The sequence below is a fragment of the Mycetohabitans sp. B3 genome, from assembly GCF_021498065.1.
Classification (GTDB): Bacteria; Pseudomonadota; Gammaproteobacteria; order Burkholderiales; family Burkholderiaceae; genus Mycetohabitans.
Genome location: NZ_JAHLKN010000022.1, coordinates 25,861 through 52,479 on the forward strand (window position 1 = coordinate 25,861; position 26,619 = coordinate 52,479).

Here is a 26,619-nt window from a genome sequence, read left to right on the forward strand (position 1 = left end):
AAACCTGAGTCAATGCGCCGGTGGCGACAACTAGATTTGCCGGTGTTCGGCCAGGCATGTCCACGATGCGAAGATGATCGTGTTTACGTAGCTGAGCGCTTCCTAACCTATAGGGGCGCGCTGCGTGCCACAAATCGCAGGGTGGCAGCTGCAGTCGCAAGACGGGACGGGGCCCGCACTGGGGCGGTCGCAAGGTGTCCGTCGTGGGACGCGCGCTGCGAGCGGCAAGCCGGTACGAATATTGCCTCTGCCTCCGTGCTTGACGCGTCGCGTCGAACCGTGACGTCCGGATTGGCGTCTTGAAATAGCATGGTGGCGGGCAAAGTATCGATTGTGGGGGACCACGCCACCACCCGTGCCATTTTACTTCCCGGGCGATGTATTTTTTCCGCAGTCTGGGACCACGAAGGTAGGGAGATGAACAACGGCTTGAATTCACGAGATACTGGCGTCGAGCACGCCCGCACGCCGGTTGCTGCCACGCTGCGCGATACGGTCTGGCAGGGTAGCCACGCGCGTGCGCCGCAGCCCGTCACGGTACGGCTCACAGTACGCGCATCGACAGGCGAGTTGCGGATCATTGCCGTGTGGGCAGCGTTAGGCGCCTATGCCAGCCATGTTACGCAGAGCCGGATCCGCTGCAACCGCAAACTCGCTATGGACGTACTGGAACTGGACTTTCACGATATACCAGATGCTGCGCTCACAGACATCGCAGCCTATCTGTCCGGGGCGCCGTGGGTACGGGACGCGCGCGTGCAATGGTGATGCCGACGTACATTGGTTGTATAGCCGTGGCGGCGCTCGCCGACCCGATGATGGCGGGTCGGCCGCGGTGGCCCGAAGTGCGCGTTGTTGACCGCGGCAACCGTGGGTCAATAGCTGGCCCCGGACGCCGGCCTGTCCGCGCTGCCGGGCGCGACCCCGGAATTGTCGGCGCGCTTACATCCTTCAATGCCAGTGGTCAGCGCGGCCATGAACATGGCAAATAGCAGGTAGACAACGTGTCGTTTCATCGCGGGTTCTCCTTTGACGAGTGTCGCAACGAAAGCTGCAATATACGTACCTGGGTACTTATTCCACGAGCTCCAGGGTGCCGTGTTTCTTGAACACCGTTGCTGCGGCGCGCGCGTGCCGGATATAGGCTTCACAGTTTGCACGCGGCACGAGGACGATGAATCCATCAATGTAGCCCATCGCACGATGACGTATCGCCGGCGCGCGGCGATGGTGCCGGGCTCGCCGCGGGTGTATGCTGCCCGCTGGTTTGGTGTAATGTGTGTTGAAGTGGTATGAAGCTTATGCGGCCCCATTCTCGATATGCGTCTTTGGACATGTTGCTGCGCGAGGTGCGCGCATGCCGTGTCTGTGATGCACAGTTGCCGGCCGGTGCACGGCCGGTGGTTAGGGCCAGCCGCGATGCGCGTTTGTTGATCGTCGGCCAGGCGCCGGGGGCAAAAGTCCATACGTCCGGGGTGCCATGGAGCGACGCCAGCGGCAAGCGGTTGCGGGACTGGCTCGACATGACCGAGGCCGAATTTTACGATGTATCTCGCGTTGCGATCATTCCGATGGGCTTTTGCTACCCGGGTCGGGGTACGAGCGGGGACAACCCACCGCGACCGGAATGCGCGCAATTGTGGCTTGAACAGCTGCTGTCCCATTTGCCACGGATTGAGTTGACCCTGTTAGTTGGACAATATGCGCAGCATCATTTCCTCGGCGCACGGCGCAAGTCGTCGTTGACCGAAACGGTCCGCGCGTGGGCCGAGTACGCCCCATCGTATGTGCCGCTGCCGCATCCGTCGCCGCGCAATCAATTATGGTTTAAGTGCCACCCGTGGTTCGCCGATCAGGTGCTGCCGATGCTCAAGCAGCGCATCGCGGCGTTGTTCGGCGCGTCACCACGCTAGCGGGCCGCGACGGGCGCCGCGTCGCTCGGTCATCGGCGTCTGGCGCCAACTTCCTGCCATCGTGGCACGCCTCGATGGCAATGCGGCGTATAGCATCTGTCTGAGATGAGCCGCGGTCGCCGCGCCATCGCGCCGATATTAACAAGGTCGTGCCTCACGGCGCCGGCGCGAATGCGGATCGTCGGCGACCGCTAGCCGCTCGAGCCCATGCACGGCGAGGCGGGAGCAGTACAGTGGCCAAGGGCGTACCGAACACCGCGGTCATGCCCGCCGGCTGCACCGGAAACCAGCAGCGTCTTGCGTTCTGCCGCCGATAAGCGGAAATACTGCGTGATTAGCGAGCCCAGCGCACCGCCAGTCATGATAATCGGGCGCCTCCGCGCCGAATGGTCCGCCACTGCCGATCACGATGTCAGATGACAACGGCTTAAGCAGCGCGACCTTGGGCGACATGCGGCTTTTGTCGAACAGGATCGCCTCGATGGCTTCGGGGATGCCGTGCCCGCGGATCTTCTCTGAGCCATACCGTGCAGTCAGACCGATAATGAGACCGCCGAGCACTGGCACGATGAAGATTGCGATGCCCAGCGTGTGCATGGCCCGTTCCCGTCTTGGCCGCTGTTCGAAGCGGTGACGTCTTACCGTGGTAGCCGGCAGCGAGCGGCCAGTCAGTACATCATTGAAGCGCAGCAGCAAAGCGGCACGAGTTAAGCGCAACTGGCCGATCTCAGTACTGGCTCACTCACGGTTACTCACGGTCGTTGAATTGCCGTTCTGACCTCGATAAAAAGGGCGCCTCAATGAAGCGACCATCCAAACTACAACGTTCGACCTTGTTTACTGCACGGCGTGCGGGCTAAAACTCAAGCCGTTCGCCATGCCGTTTTGTTGACATGGCTCGACCGAGCAGCGCCGATGCGAGCCGCCGGCCGTGGCGACGAACCGAGGATGTTCCAGGATGCTGCGCTGTGGCGTGCCGCGGTGATAATCCGCAAGCGATGGAATGCAGAAAAGCGCATCATAGACGTTGCATGGTAGGCGGCGTCGTGTTCGCTGCGGCGCGATGGGCATCGTGCGAGGCTGGTGCAGATCGGCCCAGCAGACGATTGCGCCAGTGAACGCAAGATTTTGCACTCCAACGTGCAAGGTCGCTCATGCAGGCCGCGCCGGCTAGGGCGCCGCGACCTGGTACGAACCGTGCATCTGCGCTGGCAATGCGCGATCAATAGAAAAACCGGATCGGACGAAGACTCGAAGGAGCACCGTTATGCCACGTTTTTTCTACTTACGCCGCGCGCCGCGCGGCTTCGGCGCCGAGGGCGACAGCCATGTCCGCCGCAGCCGCGCAACTTCGGCGCGTCCGCCCGGCGTGTCGTACGCTCCCGTGCCCACGCCCGAAGCGTTCATGTTGCCATCGAACGACTGGATACCGAACAACGACCGCCTGCCGGTGTTGCTATACCGCGCAGGACTCAGTCCATACGAGTACGACCTGGCGACGCGTTTTGAGGCCACCTTTTCCCGCTATGGCTGGCCACCGCAATGGCGTGACGGCATCTACGATTTCCCACACTTTCACTCGACCGCACACGAGGCGCTGGGCATCGCGCAGGGCGTGGCCAGCGTCGAGTTGGGCGGCCCCGGCGCACGCGAGGTGCAGCTGGAGCGCGGCGACGTGCTCGTGCTGCCAGCGGGCACAGCCCACTGCTGCCTGTCGGCCAGCGAGGACCTGGTGGTGGTCGGTGCTTATCCGGCCGGGCAGCAGTGGGACATCTGCCGAGGGCCATTGTCCGATGCTGCGGTGCAGAGCATGCGCTCGCTGGCGGTGCCGAATAGTGATCCGTTGGGAGGGACCAACGGCCCATTGATGCGTTTGTGGGGCGCGAGATGACGCACTAACGTAACAGGAGTGAGCGATGAGCATACGGATCGTGCAGTTGGGATCGCCACGCGCCGATGACGAGGGCCTGCGCATCGGCACGGTGCGCAGGCCGCCACGCGGCGTGCCCAAGGCCGAATTTGCCCGATGTAACTACTACGATGTGTGGTTGCCGATCCTGTCGCCGGACGCAGATGGCGTGGCGCAGGCGAAATCGGCGCGCAGTCAAACCGAATGGAACGCGTTTGCCCGTAGCTTTCGTGCCGCCATGAACAGTGGTGACGCTAGCAAGGTACTGGACGTGCTCGCCGCGCTTTCCAAGTCGACAAATTTCTCGATCGGCTGCTATTGCGAGGACGAAAGCCGTTGCCACCGCAGCATCCTGCGCGAGCTGTTGAAGGCACGCGGCGCGCAGATCCTAACGTAAAGCGATGGCCGACAGCGAATCCGCTCGCGGCCAAGCCCTTGGCACGTCGGATAAGGACCACTTCATAAGCGGGACACCTCACGCGCAGGATACATCGCAACGTCTATGGCCCAGCCTTCGCCAACAGCCGCGCCTCGCCCCGCGGCAAGTGCCTCGTGTAGGCTGGCGCGCATGATCCAGCCATGGCCTATCGGCGCGCATGGCTGCTGCCCGACGAGCTGAATCAGTCGCTGAAGTCCCCAGCGACCGCCTCAGAGCATGGCGGACAATGGGATGGAGGCTGCGTGCTCACGGCGGTTGGCGAGCAAATTCGAACGGGACCGCCAACGCATCGGCGTGCTGCACATCAGCAGCGAAGGGGACGCACTGCATATCCGCGACCTGCAACTGGCACCCGAAGCCCGCGGCGCGGGCGGCGCACGTTTTTTCTAGAAACCGTGCACGCGTGGGCTTGCCGGCGTCGCCTGCGGATACTGCGCTTGCGCGTGTTCACCGAAAACCCCGCCACAAGACTGTATGCGCGGCTCCGCTATCAGAACGCCGGGAGACCGCTTGCCGACTTCGGAATGGTCAAGATGGAACGCATTGCCTGACTGCGCTAGTCCGGCGTCACCGCCGGATTGATTCTGCACACCGTCGATAGGTTAGGCATCCTTTCAAATTGTCGGCTACGGTGCCGGCGGCCAGGTCGAGCTGATCGGCCCGGCCACCTCGTCAGGCTCGAAGACCTGCGCTTCGCGCGCACCGGGCACACCGTTCTGTCGCGTGAAGAACGCACGGGGGCTCTCGCCGAATGCGCGACGAAACATCGCCGAGAAGGCACTCTGGCTCTGGTAGCCGAACTCATGGGCCACGCGCGCGAGTGGATACCCTTGACTGAGCAACGGGATTGCGCGCGCTAGCACCGCCTGCTGCCGCCATTGCGAAAAACTCATACCCAGTTCCTGCCGGAACAGCCGCGCAATGGTACGCACGCTGGCGCCCGCCCGTGCGGCCGACATCTCGAGCGTTTGAGCGTGCGCGGGATCGGCCAGCACGGCCTCGCACAGCCTCCGCAGGCGCTTCTCGGTCGGCAGCGGCACGCCAAGCGGCAATGGCCGGGAGCGCATCATCTCGTCCTGCAACAACTCGCACAGCAGCGCTTCACGCCGCCCGGGCAACTCGCGTGCATCGAGCGCCGCAATCACCTCGCGCATCAAAGGCGAAACTTCGACGACCTGGCATCCGCTGAGCCCTGCCGGACACGCAGACTCGTCAATATAGATCGTGCGCAGGAACGCGTCTTCGATGACGGCGACCTGATGCGGTACGTTCGGTGGCACATATACGGCGCGCGACGGCGGCACGATCCAGGTGGTGCTCATACTAGTCATGCGCAACACGCCGCGCGACGAGTAAGCCAATTGCGCCCACGGATGCGTATGGCCCGCAAAACCATGGCCAGCCGGCATGGGCCGAGACCTGATCCGGATCGGATGATCGCGGGTCGGCGCGTGATGTGGCGGGATATCGGCCATCATCAGGGCCGGGGTGTCGGCAGAGAGCATGGCACTGATAACGGCACAAACAAAGTGAAATAATGGCGCAGTTTCGCAGCAATTTGGCTCGTTGATAAGCGGTGTCATGATAGTGGCTGGGTGCCGCGTATAGCATACGCGGACACGCATCGGTACTGGTCGGCCGATTCATGCGTTGAGCGGCCGTTTTTTAGCTTCATCCGCCTGGATGCCTTCACTGTCACGGCACGCGCACTATGCTAGGGGGCGAGCGGCCCGGCCGTGCACCCGTGCTGGTGAAAGCCCATGGCGTGCAAGCGGCATCGGGCCGCTCTTGTTCCAGGAGATACGATGACAACGTTCGCCACCCCGGATCTGTGCGACGCCCATGAGGACAGCTTGGCTACCGGCATGCTGCATGTGCTGGCGTCGGTCTTCCGCGCCTTCGGGCGGGCGAGCACGTTCGCCGGGCCGGCATCAACGCTGAAGGTGTTCGAAGACAACACGCTGGTACGCGCGGCGCTGGAGGAAAAGGCGAGGGGCGGGGGCTGGTGGTCGGCGGCGGCAGCAGCGTGCGTTGCGCGCTCGTCGGCGGCAACCTCGGCATGCTCGCCGAGAAACATGGCTGGGGTGGCATCCTTGTCTACGGCACGGTGCGGGACACACGCGAGTTGGACGCATGCGAAGTCGGCATTCGCGCGTTTGCGGTGCACTCACAGCGCAGCCAAAAATCGGGGCATCAGCGAATGGGACGTTGCCGTCGCGTTCCCTAGTGTCACGATCCGGCGGGGAGAGATCTGCAGGGAGGCGGATGGCGTCCTCATCTCCACCACGAAGCTAACTTGAGCGAGAGAGACCATTATGCTGAACGTCTTTGTCTACGGAACACTGCGTGAAAACGAGGCCAACGATATTGGCCGTGCCGCCCAACGAAGCGGCACCGCGCAGCCGCGCTGGCTTGGCCGAGGCAGCGTGAAGGGCACGCTGTACGACCTTGGCGCGTATCCGGGCTTGGTACCCGATACAGCGGCCGGTGAGGTCTACGGCGACGTGTTCGAGATCGACGAGGCGCTATTACCGGTGTTGGATAAGATCGAGGAGGTATTTCCGCACCATCCGCGCGAGTTTCAGCGCAGCCTGATTCAGGTTCAGCTCAACGGTAGGCTGTTGCCGTGCCAGTTCTATCCTGTCGATGCCGCTTCGACGGTAGGGCGCACGCCCATCGAATGCGGCGACTGGGTTGTCCACCGCCGGATGCGCGATCACGGTGCTCAACCGGGCGAGGCTGACGTTGCGCTGTCCAAGGTGGCCGAAAACGCGGCGTAACCGCAAGTCGTGCATGCCGGGCGGTACCGGCCGCCCTGCCACCATCCATCCGTTTCGGGCGACAGCAGATGCGTCGGGTGGCGCACGAACGGACTGCACACTGGAGCACCAGGCTTCAAAATCAATCGCGTAGCTTACGACGAATTGGTGCGCGAGAGCGCCATGCACCGTAACCGGCGAACGCGGCGGCGTTCCGCATCAAGGGATGCGGCCTCGCTGATGTGAGGATTGACGTATCCGAGGTATTGTAGATTGGAGGACGAAGATATCCACGTCCTTACTCATACGGTGACCCTATCGCAGCATGAGGAGCATGCCCTGCTGAACGTCCAGAACGGATTTGCCGTGTCATGCTTTCGAATGTCTCTTATCTTATGTGGCTGCAATATGGGGGTGACTTTATACGCGTGCGCTAAGCCGCCGCCCCCTTGGTGCGCGCGGCGCCACGGGGGAGTTAGCGGCTTTTTCGCCCGTTGACGATCTGCTGTGTAACGTCCCCTTCGGTTTCGGCCCGCTCGGCTCGCCGCAGTGCTTACTGCAGTGCGAGGCTGCACTTCTCTTGATCGAAAACCTGCAAAAATGGGGTAACTATAGATTTAGTTTCAAACTGATTTTTTTCGCGCCCACTTCTGCCATGCCTTTTTGAGACGCTCGGCGGTGATTAGCTCCACGCCGAGCACTTCGCTGACCGCCAGCGTAGTCTGTCCAGCCTCAAATAGCGCCGCGATGTAACTATTGCGCAGCGTCTGGGGACTGGTGCGCGCCTGCCGCGTGGCCGACAGGCGGCAGGCGCGCACGATCGCCTCGGTGGCGCGCAGTGCGGTGACCGCGTGCATCGGGCGTCCATCCCGTGCGCCGGGAAAGACCCATGGACTGTTCACACCACTGGCGTGCCGTTCGACTAACCAGTGCGCCAGCGCCGACTGCGCAAACGGCTCGGGCCGAGGTTGATGCGAAAAGCGTGAGCCTGGCGTGGTGATATGCATGAGCCGGTCTGGCCCAATATTAATGCAGTTAACAGTCAGTTTAATTGCTTGTGAAACCTTCAACCCAGCGCCCAGAAACGTTGCGACTAACGCGCGGTCTCGTAAACTGTGCCAGCGCGCGTAATACGTGTCTGCCACCGGAGATAAGAGTGTGTCGATGATGTGCTGCCTTTCCTGCGGTGAAAGAAAATCGGTGTCCTGGTTACCTTTAACACGCTTCCATGTAGCTTGGCTGTCGCGCAACGCGCCGACAGCGGGATTGATACTGGCCTGTTGCCGTGTGCACGCGTTGATATCGATGAACACGCGTTCAATCAGTTTGCGGTAGCGCAAGCGTTGGTCGCGGTTTTCGTGATGCAAGCTGGCTAGAAAAGCGTTGATTGTGTCAGATGTCGCTGCGCTCAGAGGGAGGTGGCGCGTGTTAAGGTAGCGTACAAACGCGCGCCATTGAGCCAGATAGACCTTGGCCGTAGAAGGCTGCAAAGAGGAGCCGGTACGCCGTCCGGGTTGCCTGGCTAGCCATGCTTCAAACGATTGAATCGGCGCGCGGTCCCAGTCGGTGCGCTGTTGGGCGGCAAACAAATCAGTTTTGGTCATGGTAGGTAGGGGGGCATAAAGATGACTGTTAACTGCGCAATTAGAATGCCGCAACCACACCCACCTTGCAACAGATCAGCACGTCGCACACGAGGTAAAGCTCAATGCCGCACAGTTTGTGGAGCAGGCCAAGACGCAAACCACATTTAGAGTCGCTAACACAAGTCGTCCACGAAACGTGAACAGATAACGGCAGCGGCCAAGCGGAGCAAGGCGATATGAATGTCCAGACGCCGCTCAAAGCGGATGCGCAGCTTACCAAAACCGGCAAACCAGGCGTGCGTGCGCTCAACTACCCAGCGATGCCGTCCGAGCCGCTCGCGCTTTTCTACGCCTCGACGGGCGATGCGTGCAGTGATTGCGCGTTGCTTCAGATAGCGTCGGCAGCGGGCAAAGTCGTAGCCCTTGTCCGCATGCAGTTTGCTCGGACGTTTGCGCGGCGAACCGCTCAAGCCCGGCACGGCTGGGAGGGTATCGAGGGTGCGCTCGAACACCATCGAATCATGTCGGTTGGCACCCGTGACTGTGATCGCCAAGGGAACGCCCCGGGCATCTACGACCAGATGCCTTTTGCTCCCGAGTTTGCCCCGGTTCGTCGGGTTGGGGCCGGTTTCCTGGCCCCCCGGGGGCTGGCAACGCTGGCCGCATCCAGGCTCGCTCGCTCCCAATCAATCTGGTCATGTTCACGCAACCGGCAAAGCATCGCCAGATGCAGCCTGCTCCACACGCCTGCGGCCTGCCAGTCGCGCAATCGGCGCCAGCATGTCATGCCGCTGCCAAAGCCGAGCTCCTGCGGCAAGTCTTCCCATGGAACGCCTGTATGCAGGACATACAGAATACCGTTCAATGCCGCCCGGTCGTCAACAGTGCGCCGACGCCCGCCTTTCGGTGAGGGCGTGAATGCTGGAATCAACGGCTCCAGCACCGCCCACAATTCATTGCTGATTTTGCGTCTTGCCATGACCTTAGAATACGCGCCTTACGGCCTGACGTCCAGGTTGCGTTAGCGACTCTTAAAACGGCCAATCTGTCTTGTTCTGCAAGAAAAAAGATATGATGACGGTTCATCACTGTCAAACTCAAAGCCCAGGAATCAGGACGAGTACCCGCGATCGTGCCAGTCATGCCAGTCGGCTACGGCTTGCTGTGGGTTGCAGTTGCCGCGGACGGGGACAAGTTGAGCCAGCGGCGTGACGATTACAGTTCCTTTATCTACTTATCTACTTGAGCGCGCCGCTCAACTCCAACGCCGGCACGAAAAGCGCTGAGTATGTGCTTTCGTTGCGGCGCGTCAAAACCCAGCTTGGTTCTGCCGATTCCGGGCTTGGCTGCACCTCGAGCACCGTCAATATAGTTGCCCATCTTCAGAAAGCCGTGCTGCGACACCCGCTACCACTTCTTCAATAATCTCTTGCAGCTGCGTCGGGTTGCTACCGTCGCGTGCTTGGATCGAAATGCCCTGCATGACGGCCGCCAGATAGCGCGCCAAACGCTGAACCTCGTGCGCCCCCGCAAAGGGCTGGAGCGCTTGCGCAATCCGTTCGCGCATGGCATCACGCCGCGCGGCCGCGTCGCGGGCGAGGGAGACATGCGCCGGGTGACACGCGATCATGCCGCTTGAGATCAAGCAGCCTCGTTCAAGGTGAGGGTTGGTGACGGCTCTCACGGCTCCCTCAAGCAATACTCGCACCGCCTCCGCCAGCGACGTTGCCGAGTTGATGGACGCCACATCGAGGCCCCCGAGCGTTGCCTCATAGTGGCTAACAGCTTCCCGATAAAGCTCAGCCTTGCTGCCGAAGGCAGCATACAGGCTGGGAGGCGCTATCCCAATCTCCTTCGTAAGATCGCCGATCGATACCCCCTCATAGCCGTGCCGCCAGAACAGCCGCATCGCGGTGTCGATCGCCTTTTCCCGGTCGAAGCTCCAAGGCCGCCCGCCGCGCGATTTTAAGTCTCGTTCCATAGCGACACTAAACAACCCTTGACAAAAAAAGTCAAGCAAGTAAATTATCGATCACTAAACAACATGGAGTGACCCTCATGAACCATTCAAGACGTACCTTTCTCGCCGGCATGGCCGGCCTCACCGCCCTGGCCGCCAAAGTCGCCTATGCGACACCTCAAGGGACCAGCGCATTCGCCAACAAACCGGGTGCCTTTCCGGATAGGGCTGTGCCTGCGCGCGAGCCGTTCGTCGTCCGCTCCGCCGACGGCGTGATGCTGAGGGGCGAGGCGCAGGGCGACAGCCAAGCGCCTGAGATCCTGTTCATTCACGGCCTGCGTCAGAGTCGCCTGAGTTGGGAGAAGCAGTTCGCCGATCCTGCGCTAACGCACTTGCGCATGGTCGGCTTCGATCTGCGCGGCCATGGTGATTCCGACAAGCCGGTTTCGCTCCAAGCCTATTCCGAAGCCGATCGATGGGCGGATGACGTCGCCGCCGTTATTGTCGGCGCCAAGCTTCGCCGACCGGTGCTGGTGGGCTGGTCGCTCGGCGGCTTCGTGGTCGGTGCGTACCTGCGCAAATATGGCGGCGGTGCAATTGCCGGCATCAACCTGGTTGACGCCGTCACCAACCTGTCACCGGAGCTTCTCACCGAAGAGGCGGCAGCATTCACCAACACCACCACCTCTCACGATCTCGCCACACGAACCGCGGCCACGGCCGACTTCCTCGCTGCCTGCTTCCACCGGCTGCCGACAAAAGTGGACATGCAGCGCATGCTGGTCGTCAACGGCATGACGGCACGGGCCGTGAACGAGGGCTTTATCAAGACGGAAACGCCTAATTTCGAGTCCGTCTTTAAAGCCTATTCTGGCCCGATTTTGCTGACGCACGGCGTCCATGACCGGCTCGTCCGCATGGCGATGTCGGAACGGATCAAGTCGATTCACGCGAACAGCCGCCTGTCGCTCTTCTACGAGAGCGGACATAGCCCCTTTTACGAGGAGCCGGTGCGCTACGGGCAAGAACTTGCGGGATTCGTAACGGCAGCCAACTATGGTTGAGAAGACCACCGTGAATCTGAATCGACAGCACAATCCTGCCAATCCTTGAGCAGCCGATAGTGCCAGGTCTAACGCGACGCCACCGTTCTTTTCAAGCTTCCGCCCTCTGGACATCGATGCCGGCGGCGTTCGCTTTGCCGGCGTCATCGGCGGCATGGAGGCACCTACGTCGAAACGCGTGCGACGAACGATATTTCAGCGCGTTGCGCGGGTGCTTCTCGTTGTAATGCTCAAACAACCGGCCAGATTGCGAATGGCGTTCACCGCGTCAGGCTTCGGCATGAACGCAACGTAGTCGCGCTTCATCGTCTTCACGAAACTTTCTGCCATGCCATTGTCCGCCGCTCGCGCCACGTGAGCGCCAAATCAAGACTCTCGCCAGAACGGAGCGGCCGGTGTGCATCGAAATCGCTCTTCGGTGGCTTCGCGAAGCGTGCATTGTAAGCCGCGATGAAGGAGGGCGCACACCTCAACTGTCACATGCTTGAGGGATCGCGCGGCGCGGCGTTGGTGATGCTGTACACAAATTTGCGTTTGCTCGGATGTCGGGGGGACGCACGATGGGTCGATCTGAGTATCGACAATGCGCAATATTTCGCGTCGCTGATCGAACGCCAGCGGGATTTTGAGCTTGTCATCGCACCGCAGCTATGCGTCCTGCCCTATCGTTACGAGCCGGGCATCATCAACCTGATGGTAAAGCCGGCCAACATCGAACCGCTACCCCGAATGTGCGGTATTACCAGTTCCCTCATGCCCTCCACGGGTCAATAATGGGGATACCGCAATCAACAAAATCCTTAGTATTGTGCGTCGCCAGCGTCGCCCCTTGTGACCGTGTGATGGCCGCGATCATCGCATCAAACTGGCTGATGGGTATGCCTGCGCTTTTGCGTGACGCGGCAATTTGTGCGTACATGTCTGCTGCACGATTGTCGAAGCTTAAAAGCCTGCCCGCAAAATCTTCGTCAAAGATTGCGTTAATGGCTGATGCCTTGCGAGCATCGTGTGCCAGCAGCCGCACACCGTAAAAAATTTCCGCTTTCGTGACCGTCGTGGTGAAAAGCGAGACGCGACGCTGCTCAGCTAGCCAGGTCATCACTTTTGCGTTGGGCACCGGTCGCAGCGTTTCGGATAAAACGTTGGTGTCTAGGATAATCATGCGTTCCAATCCACCGGTTTCCGAATCGCTTCACGCGCCGGTAACTCCAGTTCAACGCCGCCAATGGATTGTAGACGGCTCCGGATAGCTTGCGCCAAGTTTTGCTGGGAGCTGGCCGATTCAGTGAAAAGCGCCGCCCGTAGAATATCCCTGGCTTCTTCCTCCATGGAGTGACCGTGCTGTGCCGCCTGTACCCGCAAACGCATCTTAAGCCCTTCATCGAGGTTGCGAATGGTCATGCTTGCCATGTTAGCCTCCGTCATCATTGATGGCATTTTAATCATTGATTGCATATTTGGCAGTCAGCGTTATGCGTACTCATGCGCTACGTTAGCCGTTGATTCGGTGCTTGGCTTGGTCTTTCGATGACGCCAGCTGTCGTTGCTGTGCAGGTGGCAATCCGCGGCGGTTAGCGACGCGTGGTCCAGATGATCGCGCCCGCGGCGCAGGTCGAATTGTTCGTCCACCATGTGCGAGCTTGAACGCTAACGCGGCGCGGATTATGCTGGTGCGCGGGAAACTCAACATCATGGCTGTAACGTCAGAAAGCTGGACTGATACGCCGTGTGCAAGTGATGTGCGACCGAGGTGTTCGCTTGACCGAGCGAAGCACTTAGGCAGACCAGTCTGCGATGGGTCACCTGGGCGGTTTGCGCTCAGTTAGAGAGACAAACGCTGGCTGGGCCCATTAGCGCTGTGGCTCTCGAGCAGGGGGCTCGACCGGATCTTTGTCGCTCCAGTTCATCCGATGGCCGCGCACCGTCTGGCGGTGCCGCGTGTCCTCTTCCTCATGTAAGTACACGCTCGTAGTGGTCAGCGACACATGCCCGAGGTTATCGCGCACCGTGCGCAGATCAAGGCCGGCGTCGGCCTGATGCGAGCCGGCCGTATGCCGCAGCCAATGCGCCGACGCGCGGGCCTTGGAACGACCAGCGGCATGTCCTCGGCCGTCAAGATATGATATCTTATAAGATATGCAGCCAAGAATCGTTTTGGATACGTCAGTGATCGCTACCGCATTGCGCAGCGCTTGCGGGGCAGGCAATGCCCTATTGCGACTCGTCGCGCAGCAAAAGGTGTTGCCTCTCGTCACCCCCGCTCTGTTTCTCGAATATGAGGATGTGTTGAAACGGCCCGAGCAACGCCTGGTGACAGGATTGGACATGGAAGCCATAGACCGCTTCCTGGCTGCGTTGGCCAGTGCTTGTGAGCCTGTCGAGATTCAGTTCCAGTGGCGCCCGCAGCTTCGGGACGCAAGCGATGAAATGGTTTTAGAGACTGCGATCAATGGTCGAGCCCATACGCTTGTGACCTATAACGTCCGGGATTTTTTACCTGCGGCTGGCCGGTTTGGTCTGCGTGTTGCACGCCCTGGCGAATTACTGAAGGAGATACGTTCATGAGTAAAACCTCTTATCCACTTAAGCTTCCCGCTTCAGTGAAATCGGCTGCGCAGCAACTCGCGCGTGAAGATGGGGTGTCATTGAATCAGTGGATTGCCGTCGCGGTTGCGGAAAAGATTGGCGCAGTTGAAACAGCCGCTGCTTTCCTCAGGCGCCGGGCCGGCCATGCGCAACCAGCAGACTTATTGCCTTTTCTGGACAAGGCGGGTACCGAGACGCCACCCGCTGGCGACGAAATGTCCGTTTAAGCATGCTCTGGACAGTATGACAGAAGAAGCGCTCGTACAGGTTTGCGAAGCTCCTCAAGGTGATGACGGAATAGATTGAACCAGCCCCCTGAACCCTTTTTTAGTGCCGGCTGCCGCTCCTGGTGAGCCGCGATTTTGCTAAGGACAAGGGGGTGCTGGCAATCAGCGCTGTGGCTGCCGAGCAGGGGGCTTGACCGGCTCCGGGTCGCCCCAGTTTTCCGATGGCCGCGCACCGTCTCCCGGTGCCGCGTGTCTTCTTCGTGCAAGTACAGGCTCGTCGTGGTCAGCGACACGCGCTCAAGGTTATCGCACACCGTGCGCACATCAAGGCCGGCGTCGGTCTGATGCGAGCTGGCCGTATGCCGCGCCAATGTGCTAAGGCGCGCCCCCGCTCGTCGGTCCGATCGGCGAATGCTGGCCCGCGTGCGCAGCCATGATCATGACCCCCGGCACACTAAAAATCTGACAGGCTCGCCGATGGAGAGGTTGTTGCGCAGCTTTAAGACAGAATGGCTGCCACCAATGGGTTACCTGTCGGCACAGGAAGCACACCGGGATATCAGTCACTACCTGATGCACCGGTACAACTGGATACGGCCGCATCAGTTCAATGACGCACTGGCTCCAGCAGTTGCGGAAGAAAACTTAATGCAGTGTCCGGAATCAGTTGACCACTACAAAGACCCTTGCTACACATCACCGGCGCGTGTTGGAACTCGTGGCGCCGATAGAAGAGGCAAGTTCCAACACGCCACGAAAACGGCCCTCTAAAAAGTGAAACGATGTCCGTGAATCGCACACATTAACACTGCCTGCTGCAAGTGCTCGAAAGCGCTCGGGGGTGATGCGTGACCGGCGCCGACCGAAGCGCACAGGACAGGCCAATTAGCCCTGGACGATGTGAGGCGCCTTCGCACTGTGCACAGTGATCGCCTGTTTATTTGACACCACTCAATCGCCCGACTAAACTAAATTAATCGAACTTAGTCTAATCGGGCGATTATGCATACCTACAACATTCACGACGCCAAGACACATCTGTCTCGACTCATTGACCAAGCAGTGCACGGCGGCGAACCGTTTGTGATCGCCAAAGCCGGCAAGCCGCTGGTCAAAGTCGTGCCGCTTGAGTTCCCGGCACCTGTTCGATGCAGTCGAATCGGCTTCCTGAAGGGGCAGATTAGTGTGCCGGCTGACTTCGACACAATGGGTGCCGCAGACATTGAACAGTGGTTTGACGGTAACGCTGAATGAAGGTGCTGTTGGATACCCACCTAATCCTGTGGGCGGCCGCCGACGCACCCGAATTGCCGGCTGCGGCGCGCGCGCTGCTCGATGATCCGGCTTGCACGCCGCTTTTTAGCGTCGCGAGCCTGTGGGAGATCGTGATCAAACGCGGTTTGGCCCGCGCCGATTTTCAGGTCGAGCCGCGCGTGCTGCGTCGCAGTCTGCTTGACGTTGGCTACGAGGAACTGCCGATCGTGACTGCGCACGCGTTGGAACTCGAACATCTACCGCTCATCCACCACGATCCGTTCGATCGGATTTTGATCGCGCAGGCCGTTGCCGAAGGCGTACCGCTTGTAACGCACGATGCAACGATTGCAAAGTATCCTAGCCCGATTCGACTTGTCTGAGGGCAAACTGTTAAGGGTTGCTCCATGTCCAGCCAACCTATCGGCTCGCTTCGTGCCACCCGCGCTGGATACTTTGCGGTTTTTCTGCGAAGTTGGATCTGAATTTTTCTTGTCAGACGCCGTCGCACCCTGCACAGTGGTCGCCTATTACGCTTGGCGAGATGCCGACGACGGCACACGCGGTGCCCGCTACGTGGTAACGCCATCTTCGCTTTGTCCATTGGGCGATATCGGTGGTCCATCGCTCCAATTCATCCGATGACCGCGCACCGTCTGGCGGTGCCGCGTGTCTTCTTCCTCATGCAAGTACAGGCTTGTCGTGGTCAGCGACACGTGCCCGAGGTTATCGCGCACCGTGCGCAGATCGAGGCCGGCGTCAGCCTGATGCGAGCCGGCCGTATGCCGCAGCCAGTGTGCTGAGGCGCGCACCAGTTCGTCGGCCCGATCGGCGAAGGCGGGCCCGCGCGCGCGTAGCCACGACGCGGCGTCGCGAAAGATCCGCTTGATCGCGTCATGCAGGGCGGAGCGCGACAGACCACGGTGCGGGCCCCGGAAGGGCACGATCAGCGGCGTGTCCTCCGCCCGGCGGGGTAGCGAGGGCAGGCCACACGCCTGCCGGTAGCGGGCCAGCTCGACGATCAACTCTGGCGACGCCGGCACGCGCCGCGCGCGTTGCCCTTTCCCCACGATGTCAAGCCACCACTGGTCCTGTCCATCCGGGCCCAGACGCCGCGAGAAGTCGCCCATGGTGCCGTGGGCGACCTCGGAAAGGCGCAGGCCTTGCAGATAGAAGAGCGTGGTCAGCCAGCGGCAGCGCGCGGCGTACGCGCGCTGCGCGGCTGTTTCTTGGGGCAGCTGCTCAACGAAGCGCTTGACCTCGTCCCATAGCGAAACGGATAAGTAGCGCGTGATGCGCGGCGCCGAGCGCTTGGCGCGCTGGCGCAGTAGCGCCATCGGGTTGCCGCGCAGGTAGCCAGCGTCCACTAGCCACGTGAACAGGCCGTTGAGGATCACCCGCGCTTGCCGCTGGCTCGCTGCGGACAGCGGCCCATTAAAGGGCCTCCAGCGCGCATCGCCGCGGGCGTACTTGCCGCCGGTGGCCGACACCCAGCGGCTCGCGGGCTGCGGGTCGGCCAGGAACGCGTTGAATTGTTGTAGGTCCTCGTGCGTGAGCGACGACAGCGGCTTGCCGAGCTGCACGACGGCCCACAGCATGAGCCGCTCGGCCTCCTTACGGTAGGCCTCGAACGTCGTTTGGGTGTCGGCGTAATTGGACAGCCAGGCGCGCACGGCGTCCAGGTCGTGACGCGCGGCGAGCTGCGCCGTCTCCGGGGCGCCGCGATTAGTGCCGTCGCGCCCGTCCAGATGCTCGGGCAACACGAGCGCCTCGACCGGTGTTACGGCAGTGAACGGGGTGACGGACACGGGTGGGGCGCTCCCAGGGCGAGGGTTAAACGAAACACAACGTTTGTTTAGACGACACGACATTATAGAAGTAATGTCGTGTAGTGTGGCCAAGTTGTTAGAAATTTACCGTATTACGTAGTATTATTTAAGCAAACTTTTGGAAACTGCGATGAGTGATGCCCTGCCCCCTGACGCGGCGCTGGCCACCGAGATCGCGCGCTTGAAAGCCGCGCATCCGAATACACGCGAGTTGTATCGCGAAGTGTGCGCGCTGTTGTTCTTTCGCTTTGGCATCACTCCCACCGCAAACCGCCTGTACCAACTGGTGCGCAAGGGCAGCATGGGCACGCCCACCGAGGTCCTCGCCGAGTTCTGGCGGGAGCTGCGTGAAAAAAGTCGTGTCAAGCTTGACCACCCGGAATTGCCCACCGAGCTGCGCGACGCCGCCGGCACGCTCATCGCGACGCTGTGGGAGCGAGCGGCGGCCACCGCGCACGCGGCGCTAGAAGACATGCGTGCCGAAATGCGCGTCGAGCGCGACGCGGCCGCCGCCGAGGTGGCCGCCGCCCGCGAGGCTGCGGCGCATGCCGAGCGCACGCTCGAGACGCACCACGCGGCGCTGCTCGCTGCGCAGGCACGCCTGCAGGAACTGGAGCCCGCGCTGGCGGCGGCTGAGGCAGCACGCCAGACGCTGCACACGGAAGTCGAGCGTTTGCAACGCGACGCCCAGGAGCGAGACGCCGCGCTCGCCCAAGCGCGCGCCGATTTTGCCCGCGAACTCGATAAGCTGCGGGCCGACACGGCGCGCGCCGAAGCGCGGCTGCAAGCGACCGAAAAGCGCGCGCTCTTGGAGACCGAGCATGAGCGCCGCATCAGCGCGCGTCTAATCAAGGAACGGGATGCGGCGGTGCGACGCGCCGACGAAAGTGACGCGCAGCGCCGCGCTGAGCGGCAAGCGCTGCAGGCGCAATTGGGGGACGCACGCCAGCACATTGGCATGCTGAAAGGCAACTTAGCCGCGCTGCAGCGCGCGAACGCCGACGCTGAAAAAGCGCGGCGCGTACGGCAGCGCAGACCCACCCAGTCCGCATCAGGCCGGACCTCGGGCTCGATTAGGCGGCCACGCCCGCTCACGCGTGCGCTGAAAAAGACTTCGTGACACAGTCACCGACATTTGCTTTTTATACAAAGGCTCATGTGGCCGCAGGCCGGTTAGCAAGCATAGGTCAGCCCATAGCCGATCTCGGGCAAGCCTAGAATCATCATCGCTCCGGAGAGCATTGGGCAGCAGGGGACCCAGATAATGGGCCAGCCGCTTGTATTCATCCATTGTTATGGCGCGCACCACATCGTGGCTGCCACGGTTTTGACGCGGAATCAATGTAGATTGCTGTTGGCTAGCCTTACCGGAGCGAGTATGCGCCAGTGCATCCCAATCAATCCGACTAAACGACTCCGTGACCTCTCGCCTTGACGAATGCGTGTCGGTAAAAGGGTTGAAAAGCTGCTCACTGCTCGCAGCACCCGCGCGCACCAAGAAGTGAGGCCGCTTGGCATACGATTTTCCGCATTAAGAAGCCACCCCAATCAAAAACACAGTGTTTCTTGCTGGCCATCGCTTTGTGAGATACAATGTATCTCACATGATAGGAGGTCGCAATGGCTACAACGACAATGGTTCATATCCGTATTGACGAGACCGTCAAAGCGCAGGCTGCGCAAACGTTAGCCTCGATGGGGCTGACTGTCTCCGATGCCATTCGAGTCTTCCTGACGCGCATCGTGGCAGACAAAGCGCTGCCCTTTGCGATCCAAGCGCCCAATGCGGCCAGCCGTGCCGCCATGGCTGAAGCTCGCGAAATCATCGAGAGCCGCCACGTTCGCTTTGCAACTTCCGACGCTTTGATGAATGACCTTGAAAAGAACACCCGCAAATAAGCGGGCCACTCTACCGCGCGCATCAGATTACACCAAAGCATTTCTCAAGGACTGGCAACGTCTGTCTTACTCGGGCCGGTACGCTATGAACCGGTTGAAAGAGGCCATGACGTTGCTTGTTGCCAATGATGGCCCGCTTGCTGCTGAGTGGTTGGATCACTCGCTTGCGGGAGAGTGGGACAATCACCGGGAGTGTCACATTGGGGGCGATTTTCTGCTTATTTATAAGCTCGCTGATATCGGCAAGCATGGCTTAGTGATCTTCGTCCGAGCGGGCACGCATTCCGAACTTTTTTCTTAGCAGGACAAGAGGGCCTTCACCGCGCGCTCGACGTGTCGGTGGCCGGCGCTACTGCGCTCGCCCGAGCTGCACAGCGTCTTACGAAAACGAAGCGATTTGGGGGTAGCCTCACCCCAAGATCTCGTCGTCGGCCATGATCGCGCTCTTGTAGGCCATGAAGTGCTTGAAGCTGGATACGCCGTGCTCGTGCACGAGCGTGCCCATGGCGCGGTGCACGGACTCGTTCCACCAGGTGGCGACGACGTGAAAGCCATAGTCGGCGGCCGCTTTCTCGGCCCAGCCACGCCATTCGCGGAACGCTTCCATCAGCGCTTGCTGCCAACTGGGGATCACGAAGTCGATCAGTGCCGGTATAGAAGTCGTCGCTCGCCACTGTGCCCATGAACGGCAATTCCATGTGCGTGTGCGGATCGATGCCGCCGGGCATCACGTACTGCCCGCCGGCGTCGATCACCGTCGCACCGGCCGGCGCGCGTAAGTCGGGTCCGATCTGCATGATCGTGCCGCCTTCGGCGCTGGATGCGCACAGCACGTCGGCACGCCAACGCTGGTTCGCGTCAATCAGCGTGCCGCCTCGAATCCAAATCGATCGGCGTAGCGCGCGACGCGCTTACGCGAGCTGCGGCTCGGCCACGTGCGCGGGATTGTTCGGATGCGTGATCCAGTTCGCATACCCGCCGGCGTCCACGCGCTCCATCGTGATGCATTGATCGACCGGGCATACGTGCATACATAAATTGCACCCGACGCAGCGCTCGTCGACCACTTCGAAATGGCGCTGGCCGTCGCGGCTCGCCGTGATCGCCTGATGCGACGTGTCTTCGCACGCGATATGGCACAACCCGCATTGGATGCATTTGGACGGATCGATGCGCGCCTTGATGTCGTATTGCAGGTTTAGGTACTTCCAGTCGGTCACATTGGGCACGGCGCGCCCGCGCACCTCATCCAGTGTCGCGAAACCCTTGTCATCCATCCAGTTCGATAAACCATCAATCATGTCGGTGACGATACGGAATCCGTAGTGCATCGCTGCCGTGCAGACCTGCACGCTGCCGGCGCCCAGCACGATAAACTCGGCCGCATCGCGCCAGTTCGAGATGCCGCCGATGCCGGAGATCGGCAGCCCCGACGTACTGGAATCGCTCGCGATCTCGGCCACCATGTTCAATGCAATCGGCTTGACCGCCGGTCCGCAGTAGCCGCCGTGCGTGCCCTTGCCGTCGACAGTGGGCATCGGCGCCATCTGCTCCAGGTCAACCGCGATGATCGAATTGATCGTGTTGATCAGTGATACGCCATCGGCGCCGCCCGCGTGGGCGGCCCGGGAACCCAGCCGGATGTCGGTGATGTTCGGCGTGAGCTTGACCAGGCAGGGGAGCCGGCTCGCCTGCTTGACCCAGCGGGTAACCATCTCGACGTACTCAGGCACCTGGCCGACCGCGGCGCCCATGCCGCGCTCGCTCATACCGTGCGGACAGCCAAAGTTCAACTCGACGGCGTCGGCACCGGTATCTTCGACCTGCGGCAGGATCGATTTCCATGCCTGCTCATTGCACGGCACCATCAGCGATACGATCAGCGCCCGGTCCGGCCAGTCGCGCTTGATCTGCGCGATCTCGCGCAAGTTCACCTCCAGCGGGCGGTCTGTGATCAACTCAATATTGTTCAACCCGGCGATGCGCTGGCCGTTGTACGTCGTGGCCCCGTAGCGCGAGCCGACATTGACCACGTGCGGGTCCAGGCCCAGTGTTTTCCAGACCACGCCCCCCCAGCCGGCCTCGAACGCGCGGTTGACATTGTAGGCCTTGTCGGTGGGCGGCGCGGAGGCCAGCCAGAACGGGTTCGGCGATACGATGCCGGCTATCGTGCAGCGAAGGTCAGCCATGATCGGCGCTCCGGTTTCTGATATCGATGTGAGTTGTCATGTCATACGGTCGGCAGGCCGTGCTGTAAGATCATGCCGCCTTGACCGCGCTGCGTGTGAACTGGCGATGGATCGCATGCGCAGCGCGCTTGCCATCCTGGACCGCTTGTACCGTCAGATCCAGTCCCGAGTGGTGTGTGCAGTCACCGCCGGCCCAGACACCGGGCATTGACGTCGCACCGTCGGCGTCAACGGCGATCCGGCCGCCCTCGATAGTCAGTAACTGAGCCTCTAATCCGTCCGGTATGAGCGTCTGGCCGATTGCCTTCAGCACGACGTCCGCATCGATGCTGAAAGTCTCGCCGGTACCGATGAGCTTGCCGTCCGCGTCCAGGGCCGTGGCCTCGAATCGCACTGCGGTGACCTGCGGGCGGCGCCCTGGTTGCGGATGCGGCGCGCCGACGATGCGCAGCGGCCGCGCCCATTCGCGCAGCACCACGCCTTGTTTGCGCGCGAATTCGCGCTCAGCCCACGTCGCGCTCATCTGCTCGACGCCGCGCCGGTAGACAATCGTGACCTGCTGCGCGCCCAGCTTAAGGCTCTGCACGGCGGCGTCGATCGCCGTGTTACCGCCGCCGATCACTACCACGCGCCGGCCGACGGGTACCGCGTCGAGCGTGACGCTCTGGCGCAGCCGAGCAATAAAGTCCACCGCGTCGAGCACGCCGTCAATTGTCTCACCGTCAACATGCAGCGCATTGACGCCCCCCAGCCCGATGCCAATGAAAACGGCATCGAATTGCGCGCGCAACCGCGCGACGGTCATGTCGCGGCCGAGCCGCTGCCCGGCGCGCAGTTCGATACCACCGATCGACAGCAGCCATCGCACTTCACGCTGCGCAAAGTCGTCGATCGTCTTGTATGCGGCAATGCCGTATTCGTTCAAGCCGCCCGGCTTGTCATGCATGTCGAAGATCGTCACCCGGTGCCCAGCCTGGGCCAACGTATGCGCGCAGGCTAACCCCGCCGGACCCGAGCCGACCACCGCGACATGCGTTCCAGTGTCGGCGGCCCGCGTGAACAGCGGTTTGCCTGACGCCGCCTCGCGCGCCATCTGGTGGTCGGTCGCATGCCGTTGCAGTGCGCCGATCGCCACCGGCTTGCCATCCTGCTTGTTACGCACACAAGCGCCTTCGCAGAGGATTTCGGTCGGGCAGACGCGCGCGCACATGCCGCCGAGCGGGTTGGCCGACAGGATGTCACGCGCGGCGCCCGTCAGGTTGCCGTTGCCGATCTTGCGGATGAACCCCGGGATGTCAATGCTCGTCGGGCATGCGTTCACGCACGGCGCGTCGTAGCAATAATGACAGCGGTTCGCCTCGACGACAGCCGCGGAGGCGCCCAGCGGTGGCGCGACATCGGCGAAGTTTGCCGCGAGCTGGTCCGCAGGCAGGCGGCCTGCTGCAATGTCGCCGGTTTGTTGCAAGGACATTAAAGGTTCCTTTGAGCAAAAAACACAATCCTACCGGCCGCGATGTACGGCTCGCATAAACCGAACCGATCACCCTATGATGGGAACGGCTATCGCGGCTCGCACGCGCGCTCGAGCATCGCATGCAGCAGCACGTTGGCGCCGGCCTCGATCCATTCGGGCTTCGCGTCCTCGACCTCGATCGTCTTGTTCTCGCTCTCCAGGACGGCCCCTGCTCGATATGCAGATCGAACGCCGCGTGAATCGGCCGCCCGCCGCACAGCTGCGCGTCCGCATAGCCGATGCGCGCGTCTCGATCGGCCGTTCAGTGACGATCCCATGGTCGTTGTGCAGATACTCGCCCTGATACCGCATTCCCGACGTCGTGCCGGTGTAGTGGTAACAGCATACCCATTTTATTTCCAGCAGGAAAGGCTGTCCGTTTTCCCGATAGATTTCCGGCGTCGTGATTTTCGTGCTCCTGCGTTGATCTCGCTGGCCAGCGTCGGCCCAAAATCGGCATAGCGCTCGCGGAGGATCGAGAGCGTGCGCTCGGCTGTTCCAGCATCCAGCCGGTTGTTGCTCGGTTTCGACCGCCGCCGCGACACGAGACCTTGCGGTCCGTGTTCGCGTAGTCGTTCGATCAGACGACGAATCTGTCGGGTCGTCAACTCGAGTCGTTGGGCCGCGCGCCACGGCTTGAGTTTGCCCTCCACCACATCCTGAATGACCCTGAATCGGTCTAGCTCGCGCATCGTCATGGTTATCCGCTTTGTCGTTGCCATCAAACCCTCCGGCACTGGATTCCCAGCCGCCGGTTAGCTTACGATGAACCGAAAAGCGGACATCTGAACTTAGCTAAAAGCGGACATTACAACGTAGCCGCTACATCCCTAATATGCGATAACTTAACTTATGTCAACTTTGCCATATGGATGAAGAAATCGGCTCTTCCACACTTTGTGTGAACCTGCGGGTGGCAATGACGATCAAGCCGGTATCGCATCACTCGGATAATCGGCATGGATTTTTCCTTTCTTCAACGCCTGTTGCCCGCTTCCGACATGCGCATTCTCGGATGGGAGATGATCGGCAATCGGCTCATCATTGCACTGAAACATCAAGGGCACGTTGCGCACTGCACGGCGTGTGGAGCGACAAGTTCCCGGATACACGCAGAGTACCGACGACGCGTTGAGGACCTACCGTGTAGTGGCTATCGCGTCACACTGGAAATCCATGTGCGGCGCTTTCGTTGCGATAACACAACGTGCCGCCGGCGAACATTCGCCCAATGCCCGGCGCAATTCGGCGCACGTCAGCAGCGCCGCACAGCCCGAGCACAGACGGTGCTGTGGCATGTGGGCTTGGCGCTCAGTGGCGCCGCGGGTGCGCGCCTGGCGCAGCGGCTGGGCATCTTGATCAGCGGCGAAACGATACTCCGTTTGCTTAAACGCAACGGCCAGAAGCACGTCGCGACGACATCGCCCCCTACCATTATTGGCGTCGATGACTGGGCATTCAAGCGCGGTCATCGCTATGGCACCCTACTGGTCGATCTCGAGCAACGGCGCCCATTGGATCTGTTGCCCAATCGTGATGCGACCTCGGTGGCGAACTGGCTAACAGGAAACCGCGCAATCCGAATCGTGTCACGCGATCGCGCTGGGGTTTACGCCGAAGGCATCACCCGTGGTGCGCCGCAAGCCATACAAGTGGCCGACCGATGGCATCTATTGAAGAATCTTGGCGATGCCATTGAGCGCGCGCTGAGCCGCTGCCAGCGGCCTATCCGCGAAGTTGCACGCTCGCTCGATCACGAGCACGCTGCTGCCACATTGCCAGCGATCGAATCGAATGCGCCCGGCGTGGCAACAACATCGCGCGCCAAGGAGGAACAAGCACAGCGGCGCGAAGCACGGCTCGCACGCTATGAATCGGTCATGCGCCACCATCAAAGTGGGATGGCAATACGCGCGATTGCGCGCATCACGGCATTGGAGCGGCGTACGGTACGGCATTGGATCAACTCCGGTGAGTTCCCTGAGCGGGCGCAACGGTTGCCAGCCGCCAGCAAGTTGGATCCCTATCGAGCGTATCTTGCCCAGCGCTGGCGTGAAGGTTGTCAAAACGCGGCGAGGTTGTATCGGGAAATCGTGGGCCAAGGGTTCAACGGCGGTTGTGGCATCGTACGCCAAGCCCTTCAGCCTTGGCGACAAGGCTGTGCAATCACGCAGCAGCTGCGTACTGCTGTATTGCGAGCGGTACCTTCCACTCGTCGCGTAGGCTGCTGGTTAATGGGTCGGGGCACGGCGTCGCTCCCCGACAACAACAAGCGGCACATCGAGCACTTTGTTCAACGACTCGGCGAGCGAAATCCACAGATTGTGGCGATCCGGCGGCTGTCGCTCGAGTTCACCGACATAGTCAAGCGCCGCGCACATCAAGCGTTGGCAAGCTGGCTGCGTCAAGCGCAGGCCAGCGGTGTACCAGAAATGCAGCGGTTTGCAGCGGGCATCGGCCACGACTACGATGCCATACACGCTGCACTGCTCACACCCTACAGCAACGGCATCGTCGAAGGCCATGTCAATCGGCTCAAGTTCCTCAAGCGCCAAATGTATGGCCGCGCCGGCTTCCAACTGCTTCGTACTCGCGTGTTGAATCGGTGCTGACTTGTGACGTGAAACTTCACACAAAGTGTGGAAGAGCCGACAAACTATATGCACTACATGCGCCGGAAGTTGCATGCATCGGCAAAGGCAAGGCCCGCCAACCGTACGAGTTTGGCGTCAAGGTAAGTCTAGCTATCACGCACAAACAAGGGCTCATTGTCGGTACGCGAGCGTTTGCTGGCAACCCCTACGACGGCCACATTTTGGCCGAACAGCTCGAACAAACCTCGATCCTAATACAGGATTTGGCCGGTGCCCCACGTGTCAAGACTGTGCTGACCGATCTGGGCTTTCGTGGTGTGGACGCTCAGGTTGCGCCCGTACAGTTGATGCATCGCGGAAAACTCAACAGGCTGACCCCGGCACAACAGCGTCGTTTGAAGCGGCGTCAAGCCATCGAGCCGATCATCGGGCATGTCAAACAGGATCGTGGAATGCGGCGCTGCTGGCTCAAAGGCGTCACCGGTGATGCGGTACATGCCGTGCTGTGCTCGACAGGCTATAACCTGCGCTGGCTGCTGCGCGCCATTACCCGATTGGGCATCCAGCCCGCCTTTTTTGTGCTTGGGTGGCTGCGCTCGCTTTGGCGCTGCGCCGCTACCTGTCCTGTTTCATTTCCCGCGCACGGGACTTCTCATCCAAATTTTTAATTTTGAAGGGCGAGCTTCTATGAGCAGAAAGTTGTCAAGAGTTTTGTGCAAGGAAAAAGTCCATAAGCAGATACCTCGACTTTTAGCCAAGCGATATCAACGCTCGTTAGGGTGGGGTCGAGCCGATTGTGCGCACGTGAGAGATTCACCTCTCACCCACTTCTATCCGCCGGATTTGGCCGGCCTCATCCTGTATGCGCGCTACGCCGGACATTCTGGTCCGGTGGATA

Annotated in this window: 28 protein-coding genes and 9 pseudogenes; 20 read left to right on the plus strand and 17 right to left on the minus strand. The window is 61.0% G+C overall.

The features are described from left to right. Positions 1–417: 417 nt before the first annotated feature. Positions 418–768 (plus strand): hypothetical protein, encoded by a 351-nt coding sequence (locus tag KQH55_RS06235; RefSeq protein WP_235090405.1) that lies wholly within the window; start codon positions 418–420, stop codon positions 766–768. Between the two features lie 107 nt (positions 769–875). On the opposite strand, the gene KQH55_RS06240 is transcribed toward KQH55_RS06235, so the two are convergent. Both KQH55_RS06240 and KQH55_RS06245 read right to left on the minus strand, forming a co-directional pair. Beyond that, a complete protein-coding gene (locus KQH55_RS06240) occupies positions 876–1,016 on the minus strand; it encodes a hypothetical protein (RefSeq protein ID WP_235090406.1) in 141 nt (46 codons plus the stop codon). A 58-nt stretch (positions 1,017–1,074) separates the two neighbouring features. Then, on the minus strand, positions 1,075–1,197 hold the full coding sequence (locus KQH55_RS06245) for a DUF1428 family protein (RefSeq protein ID WP_235090407.1): 123 nt from the start codon (positions 1,195–1,197) through the stop codon (positions 1,075–1,077). A 95-nt stretch (positions 1,198–1,292) separates the two neighbouring features. On the opposite strand from KQH55_RS06245, the gene KQH55_RS06250 reads away from it, so the two are divergent. Continuing rightward, positions 1,293–1,913, plus strand: a complete 621-nt coding sequence (locus tag KQH55_RS06250; protein WP_235090408.1) for a uracil-DNA glycosylase family protein — start codon at positions 1,293–1,295, stop codon at positions 1,911–1,913. A gap of 223 nt (positions 1,914–2,136) precedes the next feature. Here KQH55_RS06250 and KQH55_RS06255 read toward each other — a convergent pair. Beyond that, positions 2,137–2,522, minus strand: a pseudogene (locus KQH55_RS06255) (chloride channel protein); the annotation flags it as partial. Positions 2,523–3,180: 658 nt separating this feature from the next. Between KQH55_RS06255 and KQH55_RS06260 the strand changes: the two are divergent. The 4 genes and pseudogenes from KQH55_RS06260 (at position 3,181) to KQH55_RS06275 (ending at position 4,651) form a co-directional block, all read left to right on the plus strand. Next, positions 3,181–3,804: a cupin domain-containing protein gene (locus KQH55_RS06260; RefSeq protein WP_235090409.1), complete on the plus strand. Its 624-nt coding sequence runs from the start codon at positions 3,181–3,183 to the stop codon at positions 3,802–3,804. 25 nt (positions 3,805–3,829) lie between these two features. After that, on the plus strand, positions 3,830–4,219 hold the full coding sequence (locus KQH55_RS06265) for a DUF488 domain-containing protein (RefSeq protein ID WP_235090410.1): 390 nt from the start codon (positions 3,830–3,832) through the stop codon (positions 4,217–4,219). A 182-nt stretch (positions 4,220–4,401) separates the two neighbouring features. Continuing rightward, positions 4,402–4,530: pseudogene (locus tag KQH55_RS06270) on the plus strand (ModE family transcriptional regulator); the annotation flags it as partial. Continuing rightward, entirely contained in the window at positions 4,478–4,651 is a 174-nt protein-coding gene (locus KQH55_RS06275; protein ID WP_170872338.1) for a hypothetical protein, read from the plus strand. The pseudogene KQH55_RS06270 and the gene KQH55_RS06275, both read left to right, overlap by 53 nt. A 236-nt stretch (positions 4,652–4,887) precedes the next feature. Here the strand turns inward: KQH55_RS06275 and KQH55_RS06280 are convergent, their stop codons facing one another. Continuing rightward, the gene (locus KQH55_RS06280) at positions 4,888–5,766 is read right to left on the minus strand and encodes a helix-turn-helix domain-containing protein (protein ID WP_235090411.1); all 879 of its coding nucleotides are present in this window, start codon (positions 5,764–5,766) and stop codon (positions 4,888–4,890) included. Positions 5,767–6,066: 300 nt separating this feature from the next. Between KQH55_RS06280 and rraA the strand changes: the two are divergent. Continuing rightward, positions 6,067–6,561: pseudogene (gene rraA, locus KQH55_RS06285) on the plus strand (ribonuclease E activity regulator RraA). A 15-nt stretch (positions 6,562–6,576) separates the two neighbouring features. Further along, positions 6,577–7,041 carry a gamma-glutamylcyclotransferase gene (locus KQH55_RS06290; protein ID WP_076794268.1) on the plus strand — a complete coding sequence of 155 codons (465 nt, stop codon included), beginning with the start codon at positions 6,577–6,579 and terminating at the stop codon, positions 7,039–7,041. 602 nt (positions 7,042–7,643) lie between these two features. Here the strand turns inward: KQH55_RS06290 and xerC are convergent. The 3 genes from xerC to KQH55_RS06305 form a co-directional block, all read right to left on the minus strand. Beyond that, positions 7,644–8,624 (minus strand): tyrosine recombinase XerC, encoded by a 981-nt coding sequence (xerC, locus tag KQH55_RS06295; protein WP_235090412.1) that lies wholly within the window; start codon positions 8,622–8,624, stop codon positions 7,644–7,646. Positions 8,625–8,779: 155 nt separating this feature from the next. Continuing rightward, positions 8,780–9,585, minus strand: a protein-coding gene (locus KQH55_RS06300) for an IS5 family transposase (protein WP_139337242.1) whose coding sequence is annotated in 2 segments (ribosomal slippage) — positions 8,780–9,255 and positions 9,255–9,585 — 807 coding nt in all. Because the reading frame shifts where the segments join, the coding sequence is not laid out codon by codon here. A gap of 384 nt (positions 9,586–9,969) precedes the next feature. Continuing rightward, on the minus strand, positions 9,970–10,587 hold the full coding sequence (locus KQH55_RS06305; RefSeq protein WP_235090413.1) for a TetR/AcrR family transcriptional regulator: 618 nt from the start codon (positions 10,585–10,587) through the stop codon (positions 9,970–9,972). A 77-nt stretch (positions 10,588–10,664) separates the two neighbouring features. Here KQH55_RS06305 and KQH55_RS06310 point away from each other — a divergent pair, with 77 nt between their 5' ends. Continuing rightward, a complete protein-coding gene (locus tag KQH55_RS06310; RefSeq protein ID WP_235090414.1) occupies positions 10,665–11,630 on the plus strand; it encodes an alpha/beta fold hydrolase in 966 nt (321 codons plus the stop codon). A gap of 91 nt (positions 11,631–11,721) precedes the next feature. Here the strand turns inward: KQH55_RS06310 and KQH55_RS06315 are convergent. Then, positions 11,722–11,969 (minus strand): annotated as a pseudogene (locus KQH55_RS06315) (integrase core domain-containing protein); the annotation flags it as partial. A 174-nt stretch (positions 11,970–12,143) separates the two neighbouring features. Between KQH55_RS06315 and KQH55_RS06320 the strand changes: the two are divergent. Next, positions 12,144–12,404, plus strand: coding sequence for a hypothetical protein (locus KQH55_RS06320; protein WP_235090415.1), 261 nt, complete (start codon positions 12,144–12,146; stop codon positions 12,402–12,404). Here KQH55_RS06320 and KQH55_RS06325 read toward each other — a convergent pair. From KQH55_RS06325 to KQH55_RS06335, 3 genes and pseudogenes are all read right to left on the minus strand, one after another. After that, on the minus strand, positions 12,382–12,792 hold the full coding sequence (locus KQH55_RS06325) for a type II toxin-antitoxin system VapC family toxin (protein WP_235090416.1): 411 nt from the start codon (positions 12,790–12,792) through the stop codon (positions 12,382–12,384). The genes KQH55_RS06320 and KQH55_RS06325 overlap by 23 nt on opposite strands. Beyond that, positions 12,789–13,040, minus strand: coding sequence for a plasmid stabilization protein (locus KQH55_RS06330; RefSeq protein WP_235090417.1), 252 nt, complete (start codon positions 13,038–13,040; stop codon positions 12,789–12,791). The genes KQH55_RS06325 and KQH55_RS06330 overlap by 4 nt, the downstream gene beginning before the upstream one ends. A 440-nt stretch (positions 13,041–13,480) precedes the next feature. Next, a pseudogene (locus KQH55_RS06335) lies at positions 13,481–13,735 on the minus strand (tyrosine-type recombinase/integrase); the annotation flags it as partial. 49 nt (positions 13,736–13,784) lie between these two features. Between KQH55_RS06335 and KQH55_RS06340 the strand changes: the two are divergent. The 5 genes and pseudogenes from KQH55_RS06340 to KQH55_RS06365 all read left to right on the plus strand — a co-directional run bounded on the left by KQH55_RS06340 (position 13,785) and on the right by KQH55_RS06365 (position 16,080). Further along, positions 13,785–14,195, plus strand: coding sequence for a putative toxin-antitoxin system toxin component, PIN family (locus KQH55_RS06340; RefSeq protein ID WP_235090418.1), 411 nt, complete (start codon positions 13,785–13,787; stop codon positions 14,193–14,195). Then, a complete protein-coding gene (locus KQH55_RS06345) occupies positions 14,192–14,443 on the plus strand; it encodes a pilus assembly protein HicB (RefSeq protein WP_076788090.1) in 252 nt (83 codons plus the stop codon). Before KQH55_RS06340 ends, KQH55_RS06345 begins: the two co-directional genes overlap by 4 nt. A gap of 396 nt (positions 14,444–14,839) precedes the next feature. Continuing rightward, positions 14,840–15,114, plus strand: a pseudogene (locus tag KQH55_RS16825) (IS3 family transposase); the annotation flags it as partial. A 331-nt stretch (positions 15,115–15,445) separates the two neighbouring features. Then, a complete protein-coding gene (locus KQH55_RS06360) occupies positions 15,446–15,697 on the plus strand; it encodes a type II toxin-antitoxin system Phd/YefM family antitoxin (RefSeq protein WP_235090419.1) in 252 nt (83 codons plus the stop codon). Next, positions 15,694–16,080, plus strand: coding sequence for a type II toxin-antitoxin system VapC family toxin (locus tag KQH55_RS06365; protein ID WP_235090420.1), 387 nt, complete (start codon positions 15,694–15,696; stop codon positions 16,078–16,080). The genes KQH55_RS06360 and KQH55_RS06365 overlap by 4 nt, the downstream gene beginning before the upstream one ends. Positions 16,081–16,269: 189 nt before the next feature. On the opposite strand, the gene KQH55_RS06370 is transcribed toward KQH55_RS06365, so the two are convergent. Further along, positions 16,270–17,505 carry a tyrosine-type recombinase/integrase gene (locus KQH55_RS06370; protein ID WP_235090421.1) on the minus strand — a complete coding sequence of 412 codons (1,236 nt, stop codon included), beginning with the start codon at positions 17,503–17,505 and terminating at the stop codon, positions 16,270–16,272. 151 nt (positions 17,506–17,656) lie between these two features. Between KQH55_RS06370 and KQH55_RS06375 the strand changes: the two genes are divergently transcribed. From KQH55_RS06375 to KQH55_RS06385, 3 genes are all read left to right on the plus strand, one after another. Next, positions 17,657–18,646: a DNA-binding protein gene (locus KQH55_RS06375; protein WP_235090422.1), complete on the plus strand. Its 990-nt coding sequence runs from the start codon at positions 17,657–17,659 to the stop codon at positions 18,644–18,646. Between the two features lie 500 nt (positions 18,647–19,146). After that, on the plus strand, positions 19,147–19,425 hold the full coding sequence (locus KQH55_RS06380) for a type II toxin-antitoxin system RelB/DinJ family antitoxin (protein WP_013428592.1): 279 nt from the start codon (positions 19,147–19,149) through the stop codon (positions 19,423–19,425). Further along, positions 19,397–19,726: a type II toxin-antitoxin system YafQ family toxin gene (locus KQH55_RS06385; RefSeq protein WP_235090423.1), complete on the plus strand. Its 330-nt coding sequence runs from the start codon at positions 19,397–19,399 to the stop codon at positions 19,724–19,726. Before KQH55_RS06380 ends, KQH55_RS06385 begins: the two co-directional genes overlap by 29 nt. Before the next feature lie 114 nt (positions 19,727–19,840). Here the strand turns inward: KQH55_RS06385 and KQH55_RS06390 are convergent. The 5 genes and pseudogenes from KQH55_RS06390 to KQH55_RS06410 all read right to left on the minus strand — a co-directional run. Then, positions 19,841–20,312: pseudogene (locus tag KQH55_RS06390) on the minus strand (dihydropyrimidinase); the annotation flags it as partial. A 24-nt stretch (positions 20,313–20,336) separates the two neighbouring features. After that, complete coding sequence (gene preA / locus KQH55_RS06395) at positions 20,337–21,614, minus strand: NAD-dependent dihydropyrimidine dehydrogenase subunit PreA (protein ID WP_235090424.1); 1,278 nt, start codon at positions 21,612–21,614, stop codon at positions 20,337–20,339. A 70-nt stretch (positions 21,615–21,684) separates the two neighbouring features. Beyond that, entirely contained in the window at positions 21,685–23,085 is a 1,401-nt protein-coding gene (locus tag KQH55_RS06400) for an NAD(P)-dependent oxidoreductase (protein ID WP_235090425.1), read from the minus strand. 89 nt (positions 23,086–23,174) lie between these two features. Next, positions 23,175–23,405, minus strand: a complete 231-nt coding sequence (locus tag KQH55_RS06405) for a hypothetical protein (protein ID WP_076788124.1) — start codon at positions 23,403–23,405, stop codon at positions 23,175–23,177. Between the two features lie 150 nt (positions 23,406–23,555). Next, a pseudogene (locus KQH55_RS06410) lies at positions 23,556–23,849 on the minus strand (helix-turn-helix domain-containing protein); the annotation flags it as partial. Between the two features lie 300 nt (positions 23,850–24,149). Here KQH55_RS06410 and KQH55_RS06415 point away from each other — a divergent pair. Next, positions 24,150–25,739, plus strand: a complete 1,590-nt coding sequence (locus tag KQH55_RS06415; protein ID WP_235090426.1) for an ISL3 family transposase — start codon at positions 24,150–24,152, stop codon at positions 25,737–25,739. A gap of 38 nt (positions 25,740–25,777) precedes the next feature. Beyond that, positions 25,778–26,389: pseudogene (locus tag KQH55_RS06420) on the plus strand (transposase); the annotation flags it as partial. Between the last annotated feature and the right edge of the window lie 230 nt (positions 26,390–26,619).